General features: G+C 60.8%; 14 protein-coding genes. 9 read left to right on the forward strand and 5 right to left on the reverse strand.

Annotated elements, in window-relative coordinates:
• The first annotated feature begins 20 nt into the window (after positions 1 to 20).
• From NLM27_RS11480 to NLM27_RS11510, 7 genes are all read left to right on the forward strand, one after another.
• Positions 21 to 542, forward strand: coding sequence for a copper chaperone PCu(A)C (locus NLM27_RS11480; protein ID WP_254143398.1), 522 nt, complete (start codon positions 21 to 23; stop codon positions 540 to 542).
• Positions 542 to 976, forward strand: coding sequence for a hypothetical protein (locus tag NLM27_RS11485; protein ID WP_254143399.1), 435 nt, complete (start codon positions 542 to 544; stop codon positions 974 to 976). The genes NLM27_RS11480 and NLM27_RS11485 overlap by 1 nt, the downstream gene beginning before the upstream one ends.
• Before the next feature lie 20 nt (positions 977 to 996).
• On the forward strand, positions 997 to 1,515 hold the full coding sequence (locus NLM27_RS11490; RefSeq protein WP_254143400.1) for a YcnI family protein: 519 nt from the start codon (positions 997 to 999) through the stop codon (positions 1,513 to 1,515).
• On the forward strand, positions 1,515 to 3,074 hold the full coding sequence (locus tag NLM27_RS11495; RefSeq protein WP_254143401.1) for a CopD family protein: 1,560 nt from the start codon (positions 1,515 to 1,517) through the stop codon (positions 3,072 to 3,074). The genes NLM27_RS11490 and NLM27_RS11495 overlap by 1 nt, the downstream gene beginning before the upstream one ends.
• A 152-nt stretch (positions 3,075 to 3,226) precedes the next feature.
• On the forward strand, positions 3,227 to 4,546 hold the full coding sequence (gene proS, locus NLM27_RS11500) for a proline--tRNA ligase (protein WP_254143402.1): 1,320 nt from the start codon (positions 3,227 to 3,229) through the stop codon (positions 4,544 to 4,546).
• A gap of 73 nt (positions 4,547 to 4,619) precedes the next feature.
• A complete protein-coding gene (locus NLM27_RS11505) occupies positions 4,620 to 5,900 on the forward strand; it encodes a lipoprotein-releasing ABC transporter permease subunit (protein WP_254143403.1) in 1,281 nt (426 codons plus the stop codon).
• 7 nt (positions 5,901 to 5,907) lie between these two features.
• Positions 5,908 to 6,612 carry an ABC transporter ATP-binding protein gene (locus NLM27_RS11510; protein ID WP_254143404.1) on the forward strand — a complete coding sequence of 235 codons (705 nt, stop codon included), beginning with the start codon at positions 5,908 to 5,910 and terminating at the stop codon, positions 6,610 to 6,612.
• A 130-nt stretch (positions 6,613 to 6,742) separates the two neighbouring features.
• Here NLM27_RS11510 and NLM27_RS11515 read toward each other — a convergent pair whose 3' ends face one another.
• A complete protein-coding gene (locus tag NLM27_RS11515; protein WP_254143405.1) occupies positions 6,743 to 7,822 on the reverse strand; it encodes a zinc-binding alcohol dehydrogenase family protein in 1,080 nt (359 codons plus the stop codon).
• A gap of 110 nt (positions 7,823 to 7,932) precedes the next feature.
• Here NLM27_RS11515 and NLM27_RS11520 point away from each other — a divergent pair, with 110 nt between their 5' ends.
• A complete protein-coding gene (locus NLM27_RS11520; RefSeq protein WP_254143406.1) occupies positions 7,933 to 8,712 on the forward strand; it encodes a helix-turn-helix transcriptional regulator in 780 nt (259 codons plus the stop codon).
• Positions 8,713 to 8,848: 136 nt separating this feature from the next.
• Here the strand turns inward: NLM27_RS11520 and NLM27_RS11525 are convergent, their stop codons facing one another.
• The 4 genes from NLM27_RS11525 to NLM27_RS11540 all read right to left on the reverse strand — a co-directional run bounded on the left by NLM27_RS11525 (position 8,849) and on the right by NLM27_RS11540 (position 14,363).
• A complete protein-coding gene (locus NLM27_RS11525; RefSeq protein WP_254143407.1) occupies positions 8,849 to 9,385 on the reverse strand; it encodes a hypothetical protein in 537 nt (178 codons plus the stop codon).
• Entirely contained in the window at positions 9,378 to 9,614 is a 237-nt protein-coding gene (locus NLM27_RS43985) for a PqqD family protein (RefSeq protein WP_256569955.1), read from the reverse strand. Before NLM27_RS43985 ends, NLM27_RS11525 begins: the two co-directional genes overlap by 8 nt.
• Positions 9,615 to 9,618: 4 nt before the next feature.
• Positions 9,619 to 10,662, reverse strand: coding sequence for a radical SAM protein (locus tag NLM27_RS11535; RefSeq protein WP_254143408.1), 1,044 nt, complete (start codon positions 10,660 to 10,662; stop codon positions 9,619 to 9,621).
• Positions 10,663 to 11,243: 581 nt separating this feature from the next.
• Positions 11,244 to 14,363, reverse strand: coding sequence for an adenylate/guanylate cyclase domain-containing protein (locus NLM27_RS11540; RefSeq protein ID WP_254143409.1), 3,120 nt, complete (start codon positions 14,361 to 14,363; stop codon positions 11,244 to 11,246).
• A 1,271-nt stretch (positions 14,364 to 15,634) separates the two neighbouring features.
• On the opposite strand from NLM27_RS11540, the gene NLM27_RS11545 reads away from it, so the two are divergent.
• Positions 15,635 to 15,979, forward strand: coding sequence for a hypothetical protein (locus tag NLM27_RS11545; RefSeq protein ID WP_254143410.1), 345 nt, complete (start codon positions 15,635 to 15,637; stop codon positions 15,977 to 15,979).
• Positions 15,980 to 15,995 lie beyond the last annotated feature (16 nt).

The following is a 15,995-nucleotide window of genomic DNA, read 5'->3' on the forward strand; positions in this document are numbered from 1 at the left end:
CTGCAAACGGGAAGACTGATATGAAGACGATGTTGAAAGATGTGATGTTCGCGGCGTTCGCTCTCGCGCTTTGCGCGGCACCCGCGGCGGCGGAGGACGTCAAGGCCGGCGATCTCGTGATCTCGCAGGCCTGGAGCCGGGCGACGCCTGGTGGTGCCAAGGTCGCGGGCGGTTATCTCACCATCGAGAACAAGGGCACGGCGGCGGACAGGCTGGTCAGCGTTTCCGCCGACATCGCGGGGAAGGCCGAAGTTCACGAGATGGCGATGGACAACGGCGTGATGAAGATGCGGCCGCTCGACAAGGGACTGACAATCGATCCCGGCAAGACGGTGAAGCTAGCGCCCGGCGGCAATCATTTGATGCTTCAGGAGCTGAAGGGCCCGTTCAAGCAAGGTGACAAGGTACCGGTGACGCTTCAGTTCGAGAAGGCCGGCAAGGTTGCCGTGTCTCTCGACATCCAGGGCGTCGGCGCGCGGGCGCCGGCTGACGGCGGGCACATGATGAAGAAAATGCCTGATCATTCGGGAATGAAGATGTGATGAAGCAGATCAAGTCTCCCATGATCTCGCGTCGAAACTTCACGGGCCTTGCGCGCGCGATGGCTGCATTGCTGTCGGTTGCCGCCACACCCCTTGCGGCGGCGAGCGACGACGACAGCTTCTTCACCCACCTGCATACCGAGAAGGCGATGGCCAATGTCACGGTCTCGCCGGGGCGCGCCGGCCCGGTCGAGATCGCGATCCAGCTCGAAACGATTGACGAGACGCCGCTCGCGGCCAAAGCCGTGTCGGTGACGCTCGTTGACACACAGACCGGCAGAAAGCTCGCGCCGGTCGAGGCCTCGCGCGACGGCGAGGACAGCTGGCACGTGAAGGTCGCGCAATTGACGCCCGGACGCTGGATGCTGGGCCTTGGAATTGCGATCTCCGAGGCCAATCATGTCAGCATTGAATCTCCCATCCTGATCAAATGACGATGTCGAAGGGACTGAACATGTCGAAGCGACCCCTGTTGATCCTGATTGCTGCGTTCGCCGCCTCGCCGGCGGCGGCGCATGTGTCGCTCGAGACCAAGCAAGCCACGGTCGGCACGTCGTACAAGGCGGTGTTCACCGTGCCGCACGGCTGCGCGGGCTCGCCCACGGTGAAGATCCGCGTGCAGATCCCGGAAGGGGTGATTGCGGTCAAGCCGATGCCGAAAGCGGGCTGGAACGTCGATGTCGTCGAGGGCAAGTATGCTGCGGAGTACGACTATCACGGCAACAAGCTCTCTTCCGGCGTCAAGGAGGTGGCGTGGTCCGGCGGCAAGCTGCCGGACCACAACTACGATGAGTTCGTCATCAGCAGCTTCCTCACGAGTAGCCTGAAGCCGAACACGATGCTGTACTTCCCGGTCGTCCAGGAATGCGAGACCGGTGTCAGCCGCTGGATCGAAATCCCGGCAGAGGGGGCCGGGCCCTCGCATGAGGGCAAGTCGCCGGCGCCGGGCGTGAAGCTCCTGCCAAAGCCTTGATGCGCATCTTCGCCGCGCTCGCGACGCTGCTCTTCGTTGTCGGCTTCGCGACCGGCGCGTTAGCTCATGCGGCACTCGTCGCGGTCGAGCCGACGAGCGGCAGCATGCTTGCGAGCGCGCCGAAGGCAGTGGTGCTGCGGTTCAACGAGGCCGTGACGCCGGGGGCGATCCGGTTGATCGATGGCGCGGGCACGACACGGGACGATTTGCGCGTCGACGCGTCCGGAGAGGCCATCTCGGTCGCGATGCCGCCGGACCTGCCGCAGGGCACAGCGGTCGTCAGCTATCGCGTGATCTCGCAGGACGGCCATCCCGTCGCGGGATCGATGATCTTCTCGATCGGCATGCCAACGGGGACGCAACCTCCCGCAAACGTCGATCGCGGATTGACTACACTGATCTGGCTGGCGCGTGTCGGTCTCTATCTCGGACTCTTCGTCGGCGTTGGCGGCGTGTTCTTTGCGCGCTGGGTTGCATGGTCGACGACCGGTATGACCGTTCCGCGCGTGGCGCTCGCCATCGGTATTCCGAGCGCCGCGGCATCCCTTGGCGCATTGGGCCTCGATCTCCTCGGCCTGCCACCATCGGCTCTCGCGACAGCTCCTCCCTGGAAGGTTGCGTTCGCGACCAGCGCCGGCCCCGCGCTGCTGGTTGCCATCGCTGCGATGCTGTTTGCACTGATGGCGCTACGGAGCGTGTGGTATGCGCGCGCTCTTGCCGTTGTCGCGTTCATAAGCGTCGGTCTGTCGCTCGCCATGATCGGGCACGCTGCAACGGCCCCGCCGGAGGCGTTGACCCGGCCGGCGATCTTTCTCCACGGTCTCGGCGTCACCATCTGGATCGGCGCTCTCGCGCCGCTCGTCGCGCTCGTGTCGAAGCCGACGATTGCGACGCTCCCGGTCGTGAACCGCTTTTCCCGCATCGCTGCGCTCGCGGTCGGCGTGCTGGCCTTGACCGGCCTCGCACTCGCGATCGTTCAGCTCGAAAAGCCGGTAGCGCTGATTGAGACCCGCTACGGGCTCATCCTCTCGATCAAGCTTGCATTGGTCACAGGATTGCTGGCGCTTGCCGCGCTCAATCGGTTCTGGCTGACACCAGCGCTGGCGAGGGACGAGAAGGGACCCGCGCTCAAGCGCTCGATCCTGCTGGAAGGTGCGATCGCACTCGCGATCCTCGTCGTCGTCTCCGGCTGGCGCTTCACGCCGCCGCCGCGGACCATCGTTCCGGAGGCGCCCTTGGCGATTCATATTCACAGCGACAAGGCCATGTTCCAGGTGCTTGTCTCGCCGGGCAAGGCTGGCCTCGACGATTTCGTGCTCCAGCTCATGACCGGGGATGCGACGCCGCTGGCGGCCAAGGAGGTCACGCTCACCCTGAGCCTGCCGGAGCGGGGTATCGAGCCGATGGAGCGGAGCGCCTCGCTCGGACCGGATGGCTATTGGCATGTACGCAAGGTCGAGCTGCCCTTTGCCGGTCGCTGGCATGTCCGTATCGATGCGCTGGTCACCGATTTCGAGAAGGTGACACTTGAGGACGAGCTTGAGGTGGCGCCGGAATAAGGGGCGCCGGTGCGGCTCAAGCTGAACCTGAAGTCGACGGAAAAATGACAAGGAATTTCGCCGCGTTAGCGGCTTTTCCTCATTCCCGGTCTTGTGTTTTCGCTCCCAATCCGCTTTCACTGCAGGCCATCACTGATTCCTCGAGTATTGCCATGCGGTTGTCGCGGTTCTTTCTGCCCATCCTGAAGGAAAATCCGAAAGAGGCGGAGATCGTCTCGCATCGGCTCATGCTGCGCGCCGGCATGATCCGGCAGGAGGCCGCGGGCATCTATGCCTGGCTGCCGCTCGGCTTCCGCGTGCTCAAGAAAATCGAGCAGATCGTGCGCGAGGAGCAGGACCGGTCCGGCGCGATCGAGGTCTTGATGCCGACGCTCCAGCTCGCCGATCTCTGGCGCGAGAGCGGCCGCTACGATGCCTATGGCCCGGAGATGCTGCGCATTGCCGACCGCCACAAGCGCGAGCTGCTGTACGGGCCGACCAACGAGGAAATGATCACCGAGATCTTCCGCGCCTATGTGAAGTCGTACAAGAACCTGCCGCTCAACCTCTATCATATTCAATGGAAATTCCGCGACGAGCAGCGTCCGCGCTTCGGCGTGATGCGCGGCCGCGAGTTCCTGATGAAGGACGCCTATTCGTTCGACCTCAACGAGGCGGCAGCGCGGGTCGCCTACAACAAGATGTTCGTCGCATATTTGCGGACCTTTGCGCGGATGGGGCTGAAGGCGATCCCGATGCGCGCCGAGACCGGGCCGATCGGCGGCGATCTCAGCCACGAGTTCATCGTGCTCGCCGAAACCGGCGAATCCGGCGTGTTCATCAATCGCGACGTGCTGGACCTGCCGGTGCCGGGCGAGGACGTCGATTATGAGGGCGACCTGACGCCGATCATCAAGCAATGGACGTCGGTCTATGCGGCAACGGAAGACGTTCATGACGCCGCGCGCTTCGAGCGGGAAGTGCCGGCGGACAAGCGCGTCAACACCCGCGGCATCGAGGTCGGTCAGATCTTCTATTTCGGCACGAAGTATTCGGAGCCGATGAAGGCGCTGGTCGCCGGGCCCGACGGCGTCGATGTGCCGATCCACGGCGGCTCCTACGGCGTCGGCGTCTCGCGCCTGCTTGGCGCCATCATCGAGGCCTGCCACGACGATGCCGGCATCAAATGGCCGGAAGCCGTGGCGCCGTTCCGCGCCGTGGTGCTCAACCTCAAGCAGGGCGATGCCGCGGTCGATGCGGCCTGCGAGAAGCTCTATGCGGAGCTCTCGGCCAAGGGCGTCGACGTGCTCTATGACGACACCGACCAGCGCGCCGGCGCCAAATTCGCCGCCGCCGACCTGATCGGCATCCCCTGGCAGATCATGATCGGGCCGAAGGGGCTTGCCGACGGCAAGGTCGAGATCAAACGGCGCAGCGACGGCGCGCGCGAGACCATGTCGCCTGCCGACGCGGTCGCCCGGCTGGTCGGCTGAATATTGTTCATCGCGCGATATCGCGGCCGCCAATCCGGCCACAATTGACCCCGAATCATGGGATTATCGAGCGATGGATGAGACCATGACCGAAACCGTGCAGACTGCGCCTTTTGCGCCATTCGAGTGGATGCTGTCGGCGCGCTATTTGCGCGCGCGGCGCAAGGAGGGATTCATCTCGGTCATCGCCGGGTTCTCGTTTCTCGGCATCATGCTGGGCGTGGCGACGCTGATCATCGTGATGGCCGTCATGAACGGCTTCCGCAAGGAATTGCTCGACAAGATCCTGGGGCTGAACGGCCACATCCTGGTCCAGCCGCTGGAATCGCCGCTGACCGACTGGAAAGACGTCGCCGACCGCATCAGCCAGGTCCAGGGCATCCGGCTGGCTGCGCCCGTGGTCGACGGCCAGGCGCTGGCGTCCTCGCCGTGGAACGCCTCGGGCGTGCTGGTGCGCGGCATCCGCTCCGACGACCTCAACAACCTCACCTCGATCGCCAAGAACATCAAGCAGGGTTCGCTCGAGGGCTTTGACGACGGGCAGGGCGTCGCGATCGGCCGGCGGCTCGCCGACCAGCTGTCGCTGCACGCCGGCGACAGCGTGACGCTGGTGGCGCCGAAGGGCGCGGTCACCCCGATGGGCACGACCCCGCGCATCAAGCCGTACAAGATCGTCGCCGTGTTCGAGATCGGCATGTCCGAATACGATCTCGGCTTCGTGTTCATGCCGCTGGCGGAGGCGCAGGCCTATTTCAACCGCAGCAACGACGTCACCTCGATCGAGGTGTTCACCACCAATCCCGACAAGATCGACGCCTTCCGCAAGGCGGTGACGGAAGCCGCAGGGCGCCCGGTGTTCCTGGTCGACTGGCGGCAGCGCAACTCGACCTTCTTCAACGCGCTCCAGGTCGAGCGCAACGTGATGTTCCTGATCCTGACCATGATCGTGCTGGTCGCCGCGCTCAACATCGTTTCCGGCCTGATCATGCTGGTGAAAGACAAGGGCAGCGACATCGCGATCCTGCGCACGATGGGGGCCTCGCAAGGCTCGATCATGCGCATCTTCCTGATCACGGGCGCCTCGATCGGCGTGGTCGGCACGCTGGTCGGCTTCTTCGTCGGCCTCGTGATCTGCCTCAACATCGAATCGATCAGGCAATTCTTGTCCTGGCTCACCAGCACCGAGCTGTTCTCGCCGGAGCTCTACTTCCTGTCGAAGCTGCCCGCCGAGATCGACGTCGGCGAGACCACGGCCGTCGTCATCATGGCGCTGACGCTGTCGTTCCTGGCGACACTCTATCCGTCCTGGCGCGCCGCGCGCCTCGATCCCGTCGAAGCGCTGCGGTACGAGTGAGGGGCTGATGGAGCAGCAGCAGGGGGCGGAAGATGTACCGGTCATTTATCTCCACGAGATAAAGCGGCAGTACCTGCAGGGCGAGGTGCCGCTGACAATCCTCGACAACGCCAACCTGGCGCTGTGGGCCGGACAGTCGGTCGCGCTGGTGGCGCCGTCGGGCTCGGGCAAATCGACGCTGCTGCACATCGCGGGGCTGTTGGAAGCGCCCGATTCCGGCGAGGTCTACGTCAACGGCGCGCCGACCTCGCAACTGCCCGACATCGAGCGCACGCAGCTGCGCCGCACCGATATCGGCTTCGTCTACCAGTCGCACCGGCTGCTGCCGGAGTTCTCGGCGCTGGAGAACGTCATGATGCCGCAGATGATCCGCGGCCTGAAGAAATCCGAGAGCGTCAAGCGCGCCAAGGAGATCCTGGGCTATCTCGGCCTCGGCGACCGCATCACCCATCGCCCGGCCGAGCTGTCCGGCGGCGAGCAGCAGCGCGTCGCGATCGCACGTGCGGTCGCCAACGCGCCGCGCGTGCTGTTCGCGGACGAGCCGACCGGCAACCTCGATCCGCACACGGCCGATCACGTCTTCCAGGCCCTGATGCAGCTGGTCAAGGCAACCAAGGTTTCCATGCTGATCGCGACCCACAATATGGAGCTCGCCGGCCGCATGGACCGGCGCGTGTCGCTGTCGAACGGCCAGGTGGTCGAGCTCGAATAACAAAAAATGCGAAAACAACCCCATGCACAGTAGCCGGCGGCTGCCGGCCACGATCGGGGTGACGCGTTCCAACTGATTGATATGTCCAGCAAACCCGCTGCGCCGACGCATCGCCGGCGCGCACGGGCCGTTACGGCCGGATCACGGTCAATTTGAATGGCCCGCCATTGGCCGCAGCGTGCTCCACCGCCGCGTTGGCATGGTCGAGGTCGAACGCCGTCGGCTCGTAGTCCTCCAGCCGCAGCAGCCCGGCGCGCACAAGCGCGATCAGGCGACTGGCCGCATCCGGCGGATACATCCAGACGCCGTGGATGCTGATGCAGTTGCGCATGATCCAGGGGTAGGGCAGGTCGAGCCCTGCGCCGCCCGCCATGCCGACGCCGCCCATCAACACGACGCGGCCATAGGGACGCACGGTCATGATCGCGGCGCGCACGACGGTGGTGCTCACCAAGGGCGGCATGATGTCGAACACGCAATCGATCGGTCCTGATGCGGCGCGCTTCATGCTCTCGCGGTCGTCGTCCTCGACGCCGGTGAGCTTGACCGGCTTCACCCGTGCGCCGAAGCGGCGGACGAGGTCGGCGAGGATTTTTTCGTTGCGGCCCGGCGTTACCACGCAGGCCGCGCCCATCGCGAGCGCAACCGAGACGGCGGCGCTGCCGAAATTGCCGGTGGCCCCGCTCACCAGCACGGTCTCGCCTGGCCGCAGGTTGGCAGCGAGGAAGCCGCCATAGGGCACCAGCAGCGTGCCCAGCGCGCACCATTGCGTGGCTTCCTCCGGCGTGATCGCGCCGAGGCGTTTGACGTTCTCGGTCGGCACGCGCATCTGCTCGGCAAACGAGCCGTGGCGGAAGTGTTGTTGCAGGCGCATGCCGCCCGGACCGGCGGCGGTCAGTCCTTGCAGGGCGATGTCGGGCGCAACGGCGTCGTCGCGCGAGCGTACAGTCGGGTCGCAGAACACCCAGTCGCCGATGGCAAGCTTGGTTGCGTCCGGGCCGATCGCGCGCACGCGGCCAATGCCGCCGGGGCCCGGGATGATCGGCAGGTCTAGCGCATAGTTGCGCTCTCCGCTGAAGACCTCGTTCATGTAGGACAGGACGCGCGTCGCGACGACGTCGACAATGACCTCGCCGGTCCCGAGCACCGGTTCGGGGGCATTCTCGATCACCAGCGGCGATCCCAGGGATTTGAGCACGGCAGCTTTCATGATGTTCACCTCAAAGTGGGGTGAAGCGCATATGCGCCGGCTTGGAGAGGACAAGAAGGCCTGGTATTATCCTAGTATTCCAAGAGCCCTCCATCGCGGGAGCGACATCAATGGCCGACCCACGCCGCGTCGAATTCGGCGATTTCCTGAGGTCCCGCCGCGAAAAGCTGTCACCGAAGACGGTCGGGCTTCCGGCTGGCCGCCGGCGGCGCACCGCGGGGCTGCGGCGTGAGGAGGTCGCGCAGCTCGCCGGCATCGGCGTCGACTGGTACATCCGCCTCGAACAGGGCCGCACCGTCAGCCCCTCGGTCACCACCGTCGATGCGCTCGCCCGCGCACTGCGCCTCAGCAAGACCGAGCACGCGCATCTGAAGGCGCTGGCACGCGACGGCGCGAGGGCCGCCTTCGTGCCCGAGATCGTGCCGCTGCCCGTCCGGCGGATGATCGAGAGCCTGAAGCAGCCCGCCTATGTCACCGGACGGCGCTGGGACGTGCTGGCTTGGAACGCGGCGGCCGAGGAGGTCTTTGGCTTCGGGCAACTGCCGGAGCAGGATCGCAATACGCTGCTCCTGGTGTTGACGAACAAGCAGACGCGAAAATTCTATGGCGCGGGCTGGGCGGACGTCGCCAAGAGCATGGTCGCGATGTTTCGCGCCACGCACGACGTCTGGGCCGGCGACCCCGCCTTCGCCGAATTGCTCATGCGGCTGCGCCAGGGCAGTCCGGAATTCGTCAAATGGTGGGAGGCCCATGAGATCCGCAGCACCGCCTCGGGCCTCAAGACCATGAACCATCCGACCAAGGGCCTGCTCCGGTTCGAGCACACCAGCTTTCAGGCCAATGACGATCCGGCGCTGAAGCTGGTGATTTATACGCCGCTCGGGGCGTAGGCTCACAAAGGGCAGGCGTCAGCTCCGAGCGGAAACATCACGGTCAGTTGCCGCACGGCGTTCCGGCTGAAGCTACGCTGAACCCTCTCGGTGATCTCCCGCAACTCAACGAAGGGTGACGTGGCTTTCCGATGGATCAACCGTATCGCAGAGCGCAACGCACCGGTTGGTAGAACTGCTCACTGTATTCTGCACCGCGATCCCGGTCACGGAAGGCATTCAGGTCCGCAACAAGTTGTGCAAATACCGATCCAGTGTGCATCTCATCGCCGAACGTCTCGATAGCGTGGAGTGTAGTAAAGCCCCAAATAGTGCGATAACGCCCACTGTGCTTTTCACTACTTATTGAAACTGCGTACGTTCCACGGTAGGTCACGTCCTCTGGAACTGCATTCGCAATCTTCACCTCATTGTCGATCAGCCATTTTTTGAAGGCATCGTGTTGATCGAATGGGACGTTGTAACCCCATTCAACCACGAGTGCACCAAGGAGGACGCTATTTTTAAGGAGCGTTTCGATATCAGCCTTACCCTCGCCATGCTTGAGAAGGTCGCAAAACGGGAAAGAGGCGCCAGTTCGCACCTCTGGTTCTATAGGCTTAATGCTTGGGAAGGTAAGCCTTTCGCCCGCGATAAGACTCGTAACAAGTTGGGTCGGATCAATGTTACTCATTCAGTCCCTCCTCTAATTCTATCAGACCTCGTTCGTGCAAATTTTTGAGGCCGATGGCCAGATGACGCCTAGCTTCGCTCTCGGACATCTGGCCTTCCACTTTTTGTCGGTACCGTTGCTCAATTTCGTACGACGTGCAGCCGTCGCAGAGTTCAAATATCAGCCAAGCGTTAAGGTTCAGCATGAACAGCTTCGGCGGATTGGGCCGAAACACCACACAACTCCTCATCTCCTCAACCGGCCGTACCCGGAGGCTTGGGACGCGCCTGTAGCAACCATTCAGGAAGGACACGCACGTCTACTCCTTTGTTAAGCAATTTATCGAACGGATCCGGCGCGTCCCAGGCGCCGTGAAACGCGTACGCGGTAGAACGACATCCGCCATGGGAGCCTTGGCTCGATGAACAGGTGGGGCAGGTGTCGGTAACGCGACCCGATCTCAACTCACGATAGAGCGGGTGTTGCCACGTTTCCATAAAGGGCACATCTTTTATGTTCCCGTAATCAACGTATTCTCGTAGATAGGCGCAACCTATTGAATTTCCGAACGCGTTAACGGCAGCCATCTGCCAGCACGAATTGCCATTATTTGGATGCCAAGACTGCATAAGTCTCATGCCGTTTGGCAACCGAAGTGAATCAAGAGCAGCATGCATCTCGTCGAGCGATAGAGCGAATTCCGCCCAGCTATGTTTGAAGCGCCCAAGCGGATAAGGCCGCAAAATGGCGACTGTCTTGACACCAAGCCTGTCGGCTAACTCAAGAAAGTCCTGCAGATCTCTGACATTTCTTTGATTAAGGATTGTAAGTAGCTGTGTCTCAATTCCTGCGTCCAGCAGATGTTTGACGGCTTCACAGGCGAGTGCGTGGCTTCCACTCGTTCCAGTGAAATAGTCGTGGACCTCTGCGCGAGGGCTGAGAATATCGACAAGTACAATACCAACGCCGATCTCTCTCAATTCCCTAGAAAGAGTGCGGGTTATGAGCGTCCCGTTAGTACGAACTTCCGTAAAGAAACGACTCGATGCGAAAGTAAGGAAGGGCAGGAAGTCGGGCCTGTGAAAGGGTTCTCCTCCCTCGATATAGAGGAACACTACACCCAACTCTGCGATTTCGTTAAGAAAGCGCTCCCAGTCATCGCCGGTCAGTTCGGCGACAGCCTTTTGGGGCGAGCAATCAGCATAGCAATGCCGGCACGAGAGGTTGCACGTCTCAGTGAAGCAGATCGAAAGCTTGAGAGGTTTCTCCAACGAAAACGGGTTCTGAATGGAAGCCATGACGGCCAACCCATATTGTTTCGCAAATCTTCGCGCCGCAACAATATCAAGCTTACGTTGAGAGTGCTAAAATGGCACAAGATACGTAGATTGGCAACCCTGCAGTAACTTACATGCGATGCTCAGGTTGCAGTTGTGCCGCGCGATTGTGTCCCCGACGTAGCGCGCAACCGAGCATATTTTGCGAACGCTCACCCAAGGCGCGTAAAAGATCTGCCGATCCGGCTGCCATCACTTACAACTCGCATCGTCCTCACGGCAGCCTGGATGTAAAACTACCAATCCGCCGTCTCTTGTCCGGGGCGGCTTGTTGGAGATTCCGTAGCTAGTGCATCTGTCCGAATGACCGCTTCGGGAAAAGAATGCTGCATGCTCGCAGTCGGTCCCCAACGATGGTCAAGTTCTCACAGACGAGCTCAGCCCGACCTGACCAATTCATAGTAGATTGCTGGGCGGTTCGAAAGGAGGCTCTCGTCCCGGCCGCCCTGGATGCGCATCTACGTCTATATTCGATGGCAACCGAGGCAAGTGGTGGCCGCGTTCACCGCCCGAGCAGACGAAAGTCATCAAACACAAGAGCATCATACAATGAGCCCTTGAGCCTGGCGCATATCTACGGTTTCCGGCTGCCCTGCCATCCCAAGAAGTGCATTTATGATGTTACGGCGCAACTCGCTGTGCACCCTCACTTCGGTCGCGTTTTCAAGCCATGTGATTAGACTCCGCAACACGAAAGACCCTGCTGCTTGTTCCCGAGCAATATTGAGTGACGCTTCGATGTATCCCTTGGCGCTCGGGTCGCCTAGCCGAAAGCTCACGCATGCGCGCAAGCGAAGAAGCTCCGCTTGGTAAATTCTCACGCCGGTTTCCTCCACAAGCCCGAGGGCCTCGTTCAGTACGGTCGACGCCTCCGCCACGCGGTCGAGATCGAGGCAACACTCCGCTTCAAGCGCATGAGCATAGGGAATTATCTGACGGGCTCCCGTACTCTGATATTTAGCCTTAGCTGCAGCAAGCAAGGCCCGTGCACGATCGGGATTTACTGCACGCTGAAGTGCGGCAAGAATCACTTCGCACCATGCGATCCAGTAAATAAAGCCGTGTTTCTTTGCCAAGCTGTAAGCCTCATCTGCAATCTGGGCACTCCGCGCAAATTCCCGTGCAGTAAGCAGACGCAACGCATTGACGCCGCAGGCGTAAACGATTGAGTGAGGATGTTCGAGTTTCTGCGCCTGGGCAACGCTCTCCAAGCTGTGGCGTTCCGATTGTGCTATATGTCCACCGATCCACTCGCTCCATGCGAGCTGCGCCAGCGCCAAGGCTGCCGGATCAGCGCCATATCGGAATCGATGGCTCTCATGATGGAGCGAATCGTAACGTCTAAGGACCTCCTCATAATGGTTAGCTGCTTGACGGTGTTCTCCCATGAGCAATCGAGCAAGTCCTTGCAGGCGATGCGCCTGCAGTATCTTGTCAGAGTCGCATTCTACATCGGCGAACTTGAGGATGCGGCCGCCAATCTCGATGGCGACCGGAACGTTTGACCGCACCATAGCATGCGTATGTAACCCCCAAAAAGCGGTGAACAACTGGTCGGATGGCGCCTCTTGGCGAGTCTCGAGAATTCCGGCTGCTTCTCGAAAAGATTGTTCAACCAACGGCGAAGCGTAACCGTGAGCTGCAATGTATTGTACACCAAGCAGATTAAGCAGTTCTGCTTTCTGACAAGCTCGCGCCTCATCATCCGGCAAGCAGCCAAATAGTGTGCGGGCGCGTTCGAGGGACAAAATAGACTCCCTAGTCGCCGATCGCCGAGCCGCTTGAACTCCCGCCTTACTCCACCAGATCAGTGCCTCGTCAAACATTGACGCTCGTTCGTAATGCTGCGCAATGAGTTCGGGATGTGCGTCAGCAGTCTGTGGAAATTCGTCGACAAGGACGGCGGCGATCTTGGCATGGATGGCGCGGCGGCGCACTTTAAGCAGACTATTATACCCGACTTCGCGGACGAGGGCGTGCTTGAAGCTGTGGCTTGCCTGAAGCCCAGCGCCTAAGTCGACAACGAGGCCGGACGCTACCAGTGTTTCGAGCATTGGTGCGAGATCGGCACGCGAAACGTCTAGTACACGCGCAAGTACCTGTTCATCGAATTCGCGACCAATCACGGCAGCGATCTGAGCTATCGGCTTCAGGTCTCCTAGGCTATCAAGGCGCGCTGATAACGAGTCGTTGAGTGAAGATGGCAAGGTGAGCATGTCGCTTGGTGCGGTCGCGACTGGCCGCTGGCCGGCTAGAAGAACGAGCTCCTCGGCGAACAGCGGATTGCCTTCGGCTCTCGCAACAATGGCGTGCTGGACCTGCATCTCCATCGCTTTGTCGCCGACCATGCCTGCTACAAGGGCCTGCACGGTCTCATCTTTGAGACGCATCACGGAAAGCCGAGTTACATCGGCGCGATCGATCCACGTAGTCTGGAAGCCGGTTCGCCAAGTCAGCAATACACACGAGCGGGTCGACGCAACGCGACCCATTATTCGGTCGAGAACCTCCAGCGTCGAGGAATCAGCCCACTGTAGGTCCTCGATAATTAACGCCTGGGGCGTGCTGCGAGAATGCTCCAGCATCCAATCCGCTATGATGGTGAAGATCTGCTCTTTGGCTTCGGTAGTAGTAGGGGCATGAAATCCCAATTCTAAGGGCTGCAATTCCGAAGCGCCCTGCGCGAGCAACTTGCTCAATATTTCACTTGCGTCAGCATTGACCTGCGACGCGGCCAGCTTAAACCGTGTTGCTACAGCATCGTCGAGTAGCGTAATTCCAATCGCCTGTCGCATTAGATCGCGAATCGGCAATAACGGAGAGTGAGTGCCTTCGGGGGCGCACGTGCTGTAGAGGCAAGTACCGCCGCTGACCACAACAGTCTGCCGGAAATAATCGGCCAATGTGGTCTTGCCAATCCCTGGTTCACCGCTAATGAGAACTGTGTGGCCTCGACCTGCCAAAACACCGTGCCAACACTGATCGAGGAGACTCCGCTCGATCTCTCGGTTGTAGATCCGCCCAGAACGTGTACTCCGTGTTCGCTCCGAGCCCTTACGCTCGGCGGTTACCTGATGGACCCAAACTGGAGCGGCGACACCCTTCAGCTCAACGGACGCACCCGCAGCGAACTCGAATTGCCAATGCACAAGCTGGCGTACCGTTTCGGTTACAAAGACGGTGTTGGGATGGGCGAGCTGCTGTACTCGGGCGGCGACGTTTGGTGCTCCGCCCACTATATCGGCGGTAGCGCTTGCGCCTGGAGTACCAATTTTGCCCACCACGACAATGCCAGAATCAATCCCCACACGGACGCTGAGCTGCGCACCGCCAATCGGCAACGTTCGGTTGACCTCGCCGATTGCGGCGACGACTGCAAGACCGCCGGATACGGCTCGTCTGGGATCCTGCTCGTTCGCCTTCGGGTACCCCCAATAGGCCAGAATGCCGTCCCCAAGATAGCGAGCCACGAAACCGCCATGCGCTTCGATCGCTGCCGTCGCCGCCCGCCGAAAGGCGACAATGAGATCACCAACATCTTCCGGATCGAGTGTTTCCGCCAAGCGAGTTGATCCCACTAGGTCTACGAACACTACCGTCACCTGACGACGCTCAGCTTCCGCAAAGCCGCTGAGAGGTTGTCCCTCCACTGTCGCAGTCATGCAGCCAGTTCCATGGAAGAAGGATTGTCGCAAACAGGCTTCGATCCCTCATGGGTTGCAACAAGCACAACAAAACGTACATCTTGAAACTTCATCAATAAAGTGGCAGTTTTCGTTCAGGAATCTTCTGCAGTCTCTTGGGGAATCGCAAACCGCCACGAAGCGGCAGCACCGTGAGTTCGCCCAGCGTTTCGGCGCGAACGAGCCTCACATCACTCTCGACGAGTGATTGTTGCATCGCGCTCAGATCAGAGTGGCAAAGGTCCGGGTCTGCCGTGGATGACGGCCGTCAGGGAGAGTTGGCAAATCTTGGTGGCATTATCCGAGTTCATCTTCGGCTCGCATTGCTGCTTTGAAAGCCGAGGCGCCGCATTAGCGCGTAACTGCTCCTAGACCTAACGTCGACGGTAAGGACGGCGTGCGAGCGCCAGCGGATTGTCGCCGAACTGCGTGAGCATCCAGGCAAGCTTTGGCAGATGAGCAAGTAGCTTCGATCGCCCGGGTTGCGGCCGCCGGAGTAAACCACTGCCGGCTTATCTCCGAGCCCTCACAAGTCTATCTCGCTTGTTCGAATACCCGGCGACAAAGTTTGCGGCTTAAGTAAGGGCCGCTCCTCCCGAGGAAGTTTCATCCGTCAGAGAGTAATCTCGTCGGCGGTTGTGGTCGCGCGGGGGTATTGTCGAACCACTGTCCGCCTAACATATCGCGAGGCGAATCCTCCACGTCAGGTTTTGGCCAACTCAGACGACGGGTGGTAATCGCGACTGCGCCGCAGTCAGCGGCGCAGCGGACGTTGCACGAGCGATGTTCGCGAGAATGGGCAATGGAAGATACGCATGCTCACGTCGGTCCCGAAGCCGCCGCCGCCTCAGGCGCAACAGGCATCGAAGTAGTTCAAGAAGAGCGAGCGATGTTTAAACGCCCATTTTCTTGCCCAGCTCACGGCATCGCCCGCTCTGTTTCAATAGTTCTCTGCATCATCGTTTGGAGGGGATTAGCGATGGCCATTTCGCGCCCATATATCGCATTGGTTTCAGTCGCGTCATTGGCCAGACGAAGGGGACGTACAAGTTCGTCAAGACGAACTGAGGTAGCCCCCGAATTGCAGTAGCTGCGCACGGTTGAGAAGCCAGCGATATGTGTCGGCTCTGCATAAAGCTGTCATACGATCGCTAGACCATAGGGGTTCGTTGGGGCTCGTTCGCTTATCGAGTATGCTTCGATCATTCGCCGTCCGAAATGAGTCCGGTGGGGTTCTCGGTGTCGGTCAGTTGCCGGAGCAGGATCGCAATACGCTGCTCCTGGTGTTGACGAACAAGCAGACGCGAAAATTCTACGGCGCGGGCTGGGCGGACGTCGCCAAGAGCATGGTCGCGATGTTCCGTGCCACGCACGACGTCTGGGCCGGCGATCCCGCCTTCACCGAATTGCTCATGCGGCTGCGCCAGGGCAGTCCGGAATTCGTCAAATGGTGGGAGGCGCATGAGATCCGCAGCACCGCTTCGGGCCTCAAGACCATGAACCATCCGACCAAGGGCCTGCTCCGGTTCGAGCACACCAGCTTCCAGGCCAATGACGATCCGTCGCTGAAGCTGGTGATTTATACGCCGGTCTAAGGCGTGGAACGCAAAG

Origin of the sequence: Bradyrhizobium sp. CCGB12, assembly GCF_024199845.1 — a bacterium.
Lineage (GTDB): Bacteria > Pseudomonadota > Alphaproteobacteria > Rhizobiales > Xanthobacteraceae > Bradyrhizobium.

Coding starts and splice junctions, on each gene's coding strand:
- NLM27_RS11480 (WP_254143398.1), top strand. CDS start 21: ATGAAGACGATGTTGAAAGATGTGATGTTCGCGGCGTTCGCTCTCGCG.
- NLM27_RS11485 (WP_254143399.1), top strand. CDS start 542: ATGAAGCAGATCAAGTCTCCCATGATCTCGCGTCGAAACTTCACGGGC.
- NLM27_RS11490 (WP_254143400.1), top strand. CDS start 997: ATGTCGAAGCGACCCCTGTTGATCCTGATTGCTGCGTTCGCCGCCTCG.
- NLM27_RS11495 (WP_254143401.1), top strand. CDS start 1,515: ATGCGCATCTTCGCCGCGCTCGCGACGCTGCTCTTCGTTGTCGGCTTC.
- proS (WP_254143402.1), top strand. CDS start 3,227: ATGCGGTTGTCGCGGTTCTTTCTGCCCATCCTGAAGGAAAATCCGAAA.
- NLM27_RS11505 (WP_254143403.1), top strand. CDS start 4,620: ATGGATGAGACCATGACCGAAACCGTGCAGACTGCGCCTTTTGCGCCA.
- NLM27_RS11510 (WP_254143404.1), top strand. CDS start 5,908: ATGGAGCAGCAGCAGGGGGCGGAAGATGTACCGGTCATTTATCTCCAC.
- NLM27_RS11515 (WP_254143405.1), bottom strand. CDS start 7,822: ATGAAAGCTGCCGTGCTCAAATCCCTGGGATCGCCGCTGGTGATCGAG.
- NLM27_RS11520 (WP_254143406.1), top strand. CDS start 7,933: ATGGCCGACCCACGCCGCGTCGAATTCGGCGATTTCCTGAGGTCCCGC.
- NLM27_RS11525 (WP_254143407.1), bottom strand. CDS start 9,385: ATGAGTAACATTGATCCGACCCAACTTGTTACGAGTCTTATCGCGGGC.
- NLM27_RS43985 (WP_256569955.1), bottom strand. CDS start 9,614: ATGAGGAGTTGTGTGGTGTTTCGGCCCAATCCGCCGAAGCTGTTCATG.
- NLM27_RS11535 (WP_254143408.1), bottom strand. CDS start 10,662: ATGGCTTCCATTCAGAACCCGTTTTCGTTGGAGAAACCTCTCAAGCTT.
- NLM27_RS11540 (WP_254143409.1), bottom strand. CDS start 14,363: ATGACTGCGACAGTGGAGGGACAACCTCTCAGCGGCTTTGCGGAAGCT.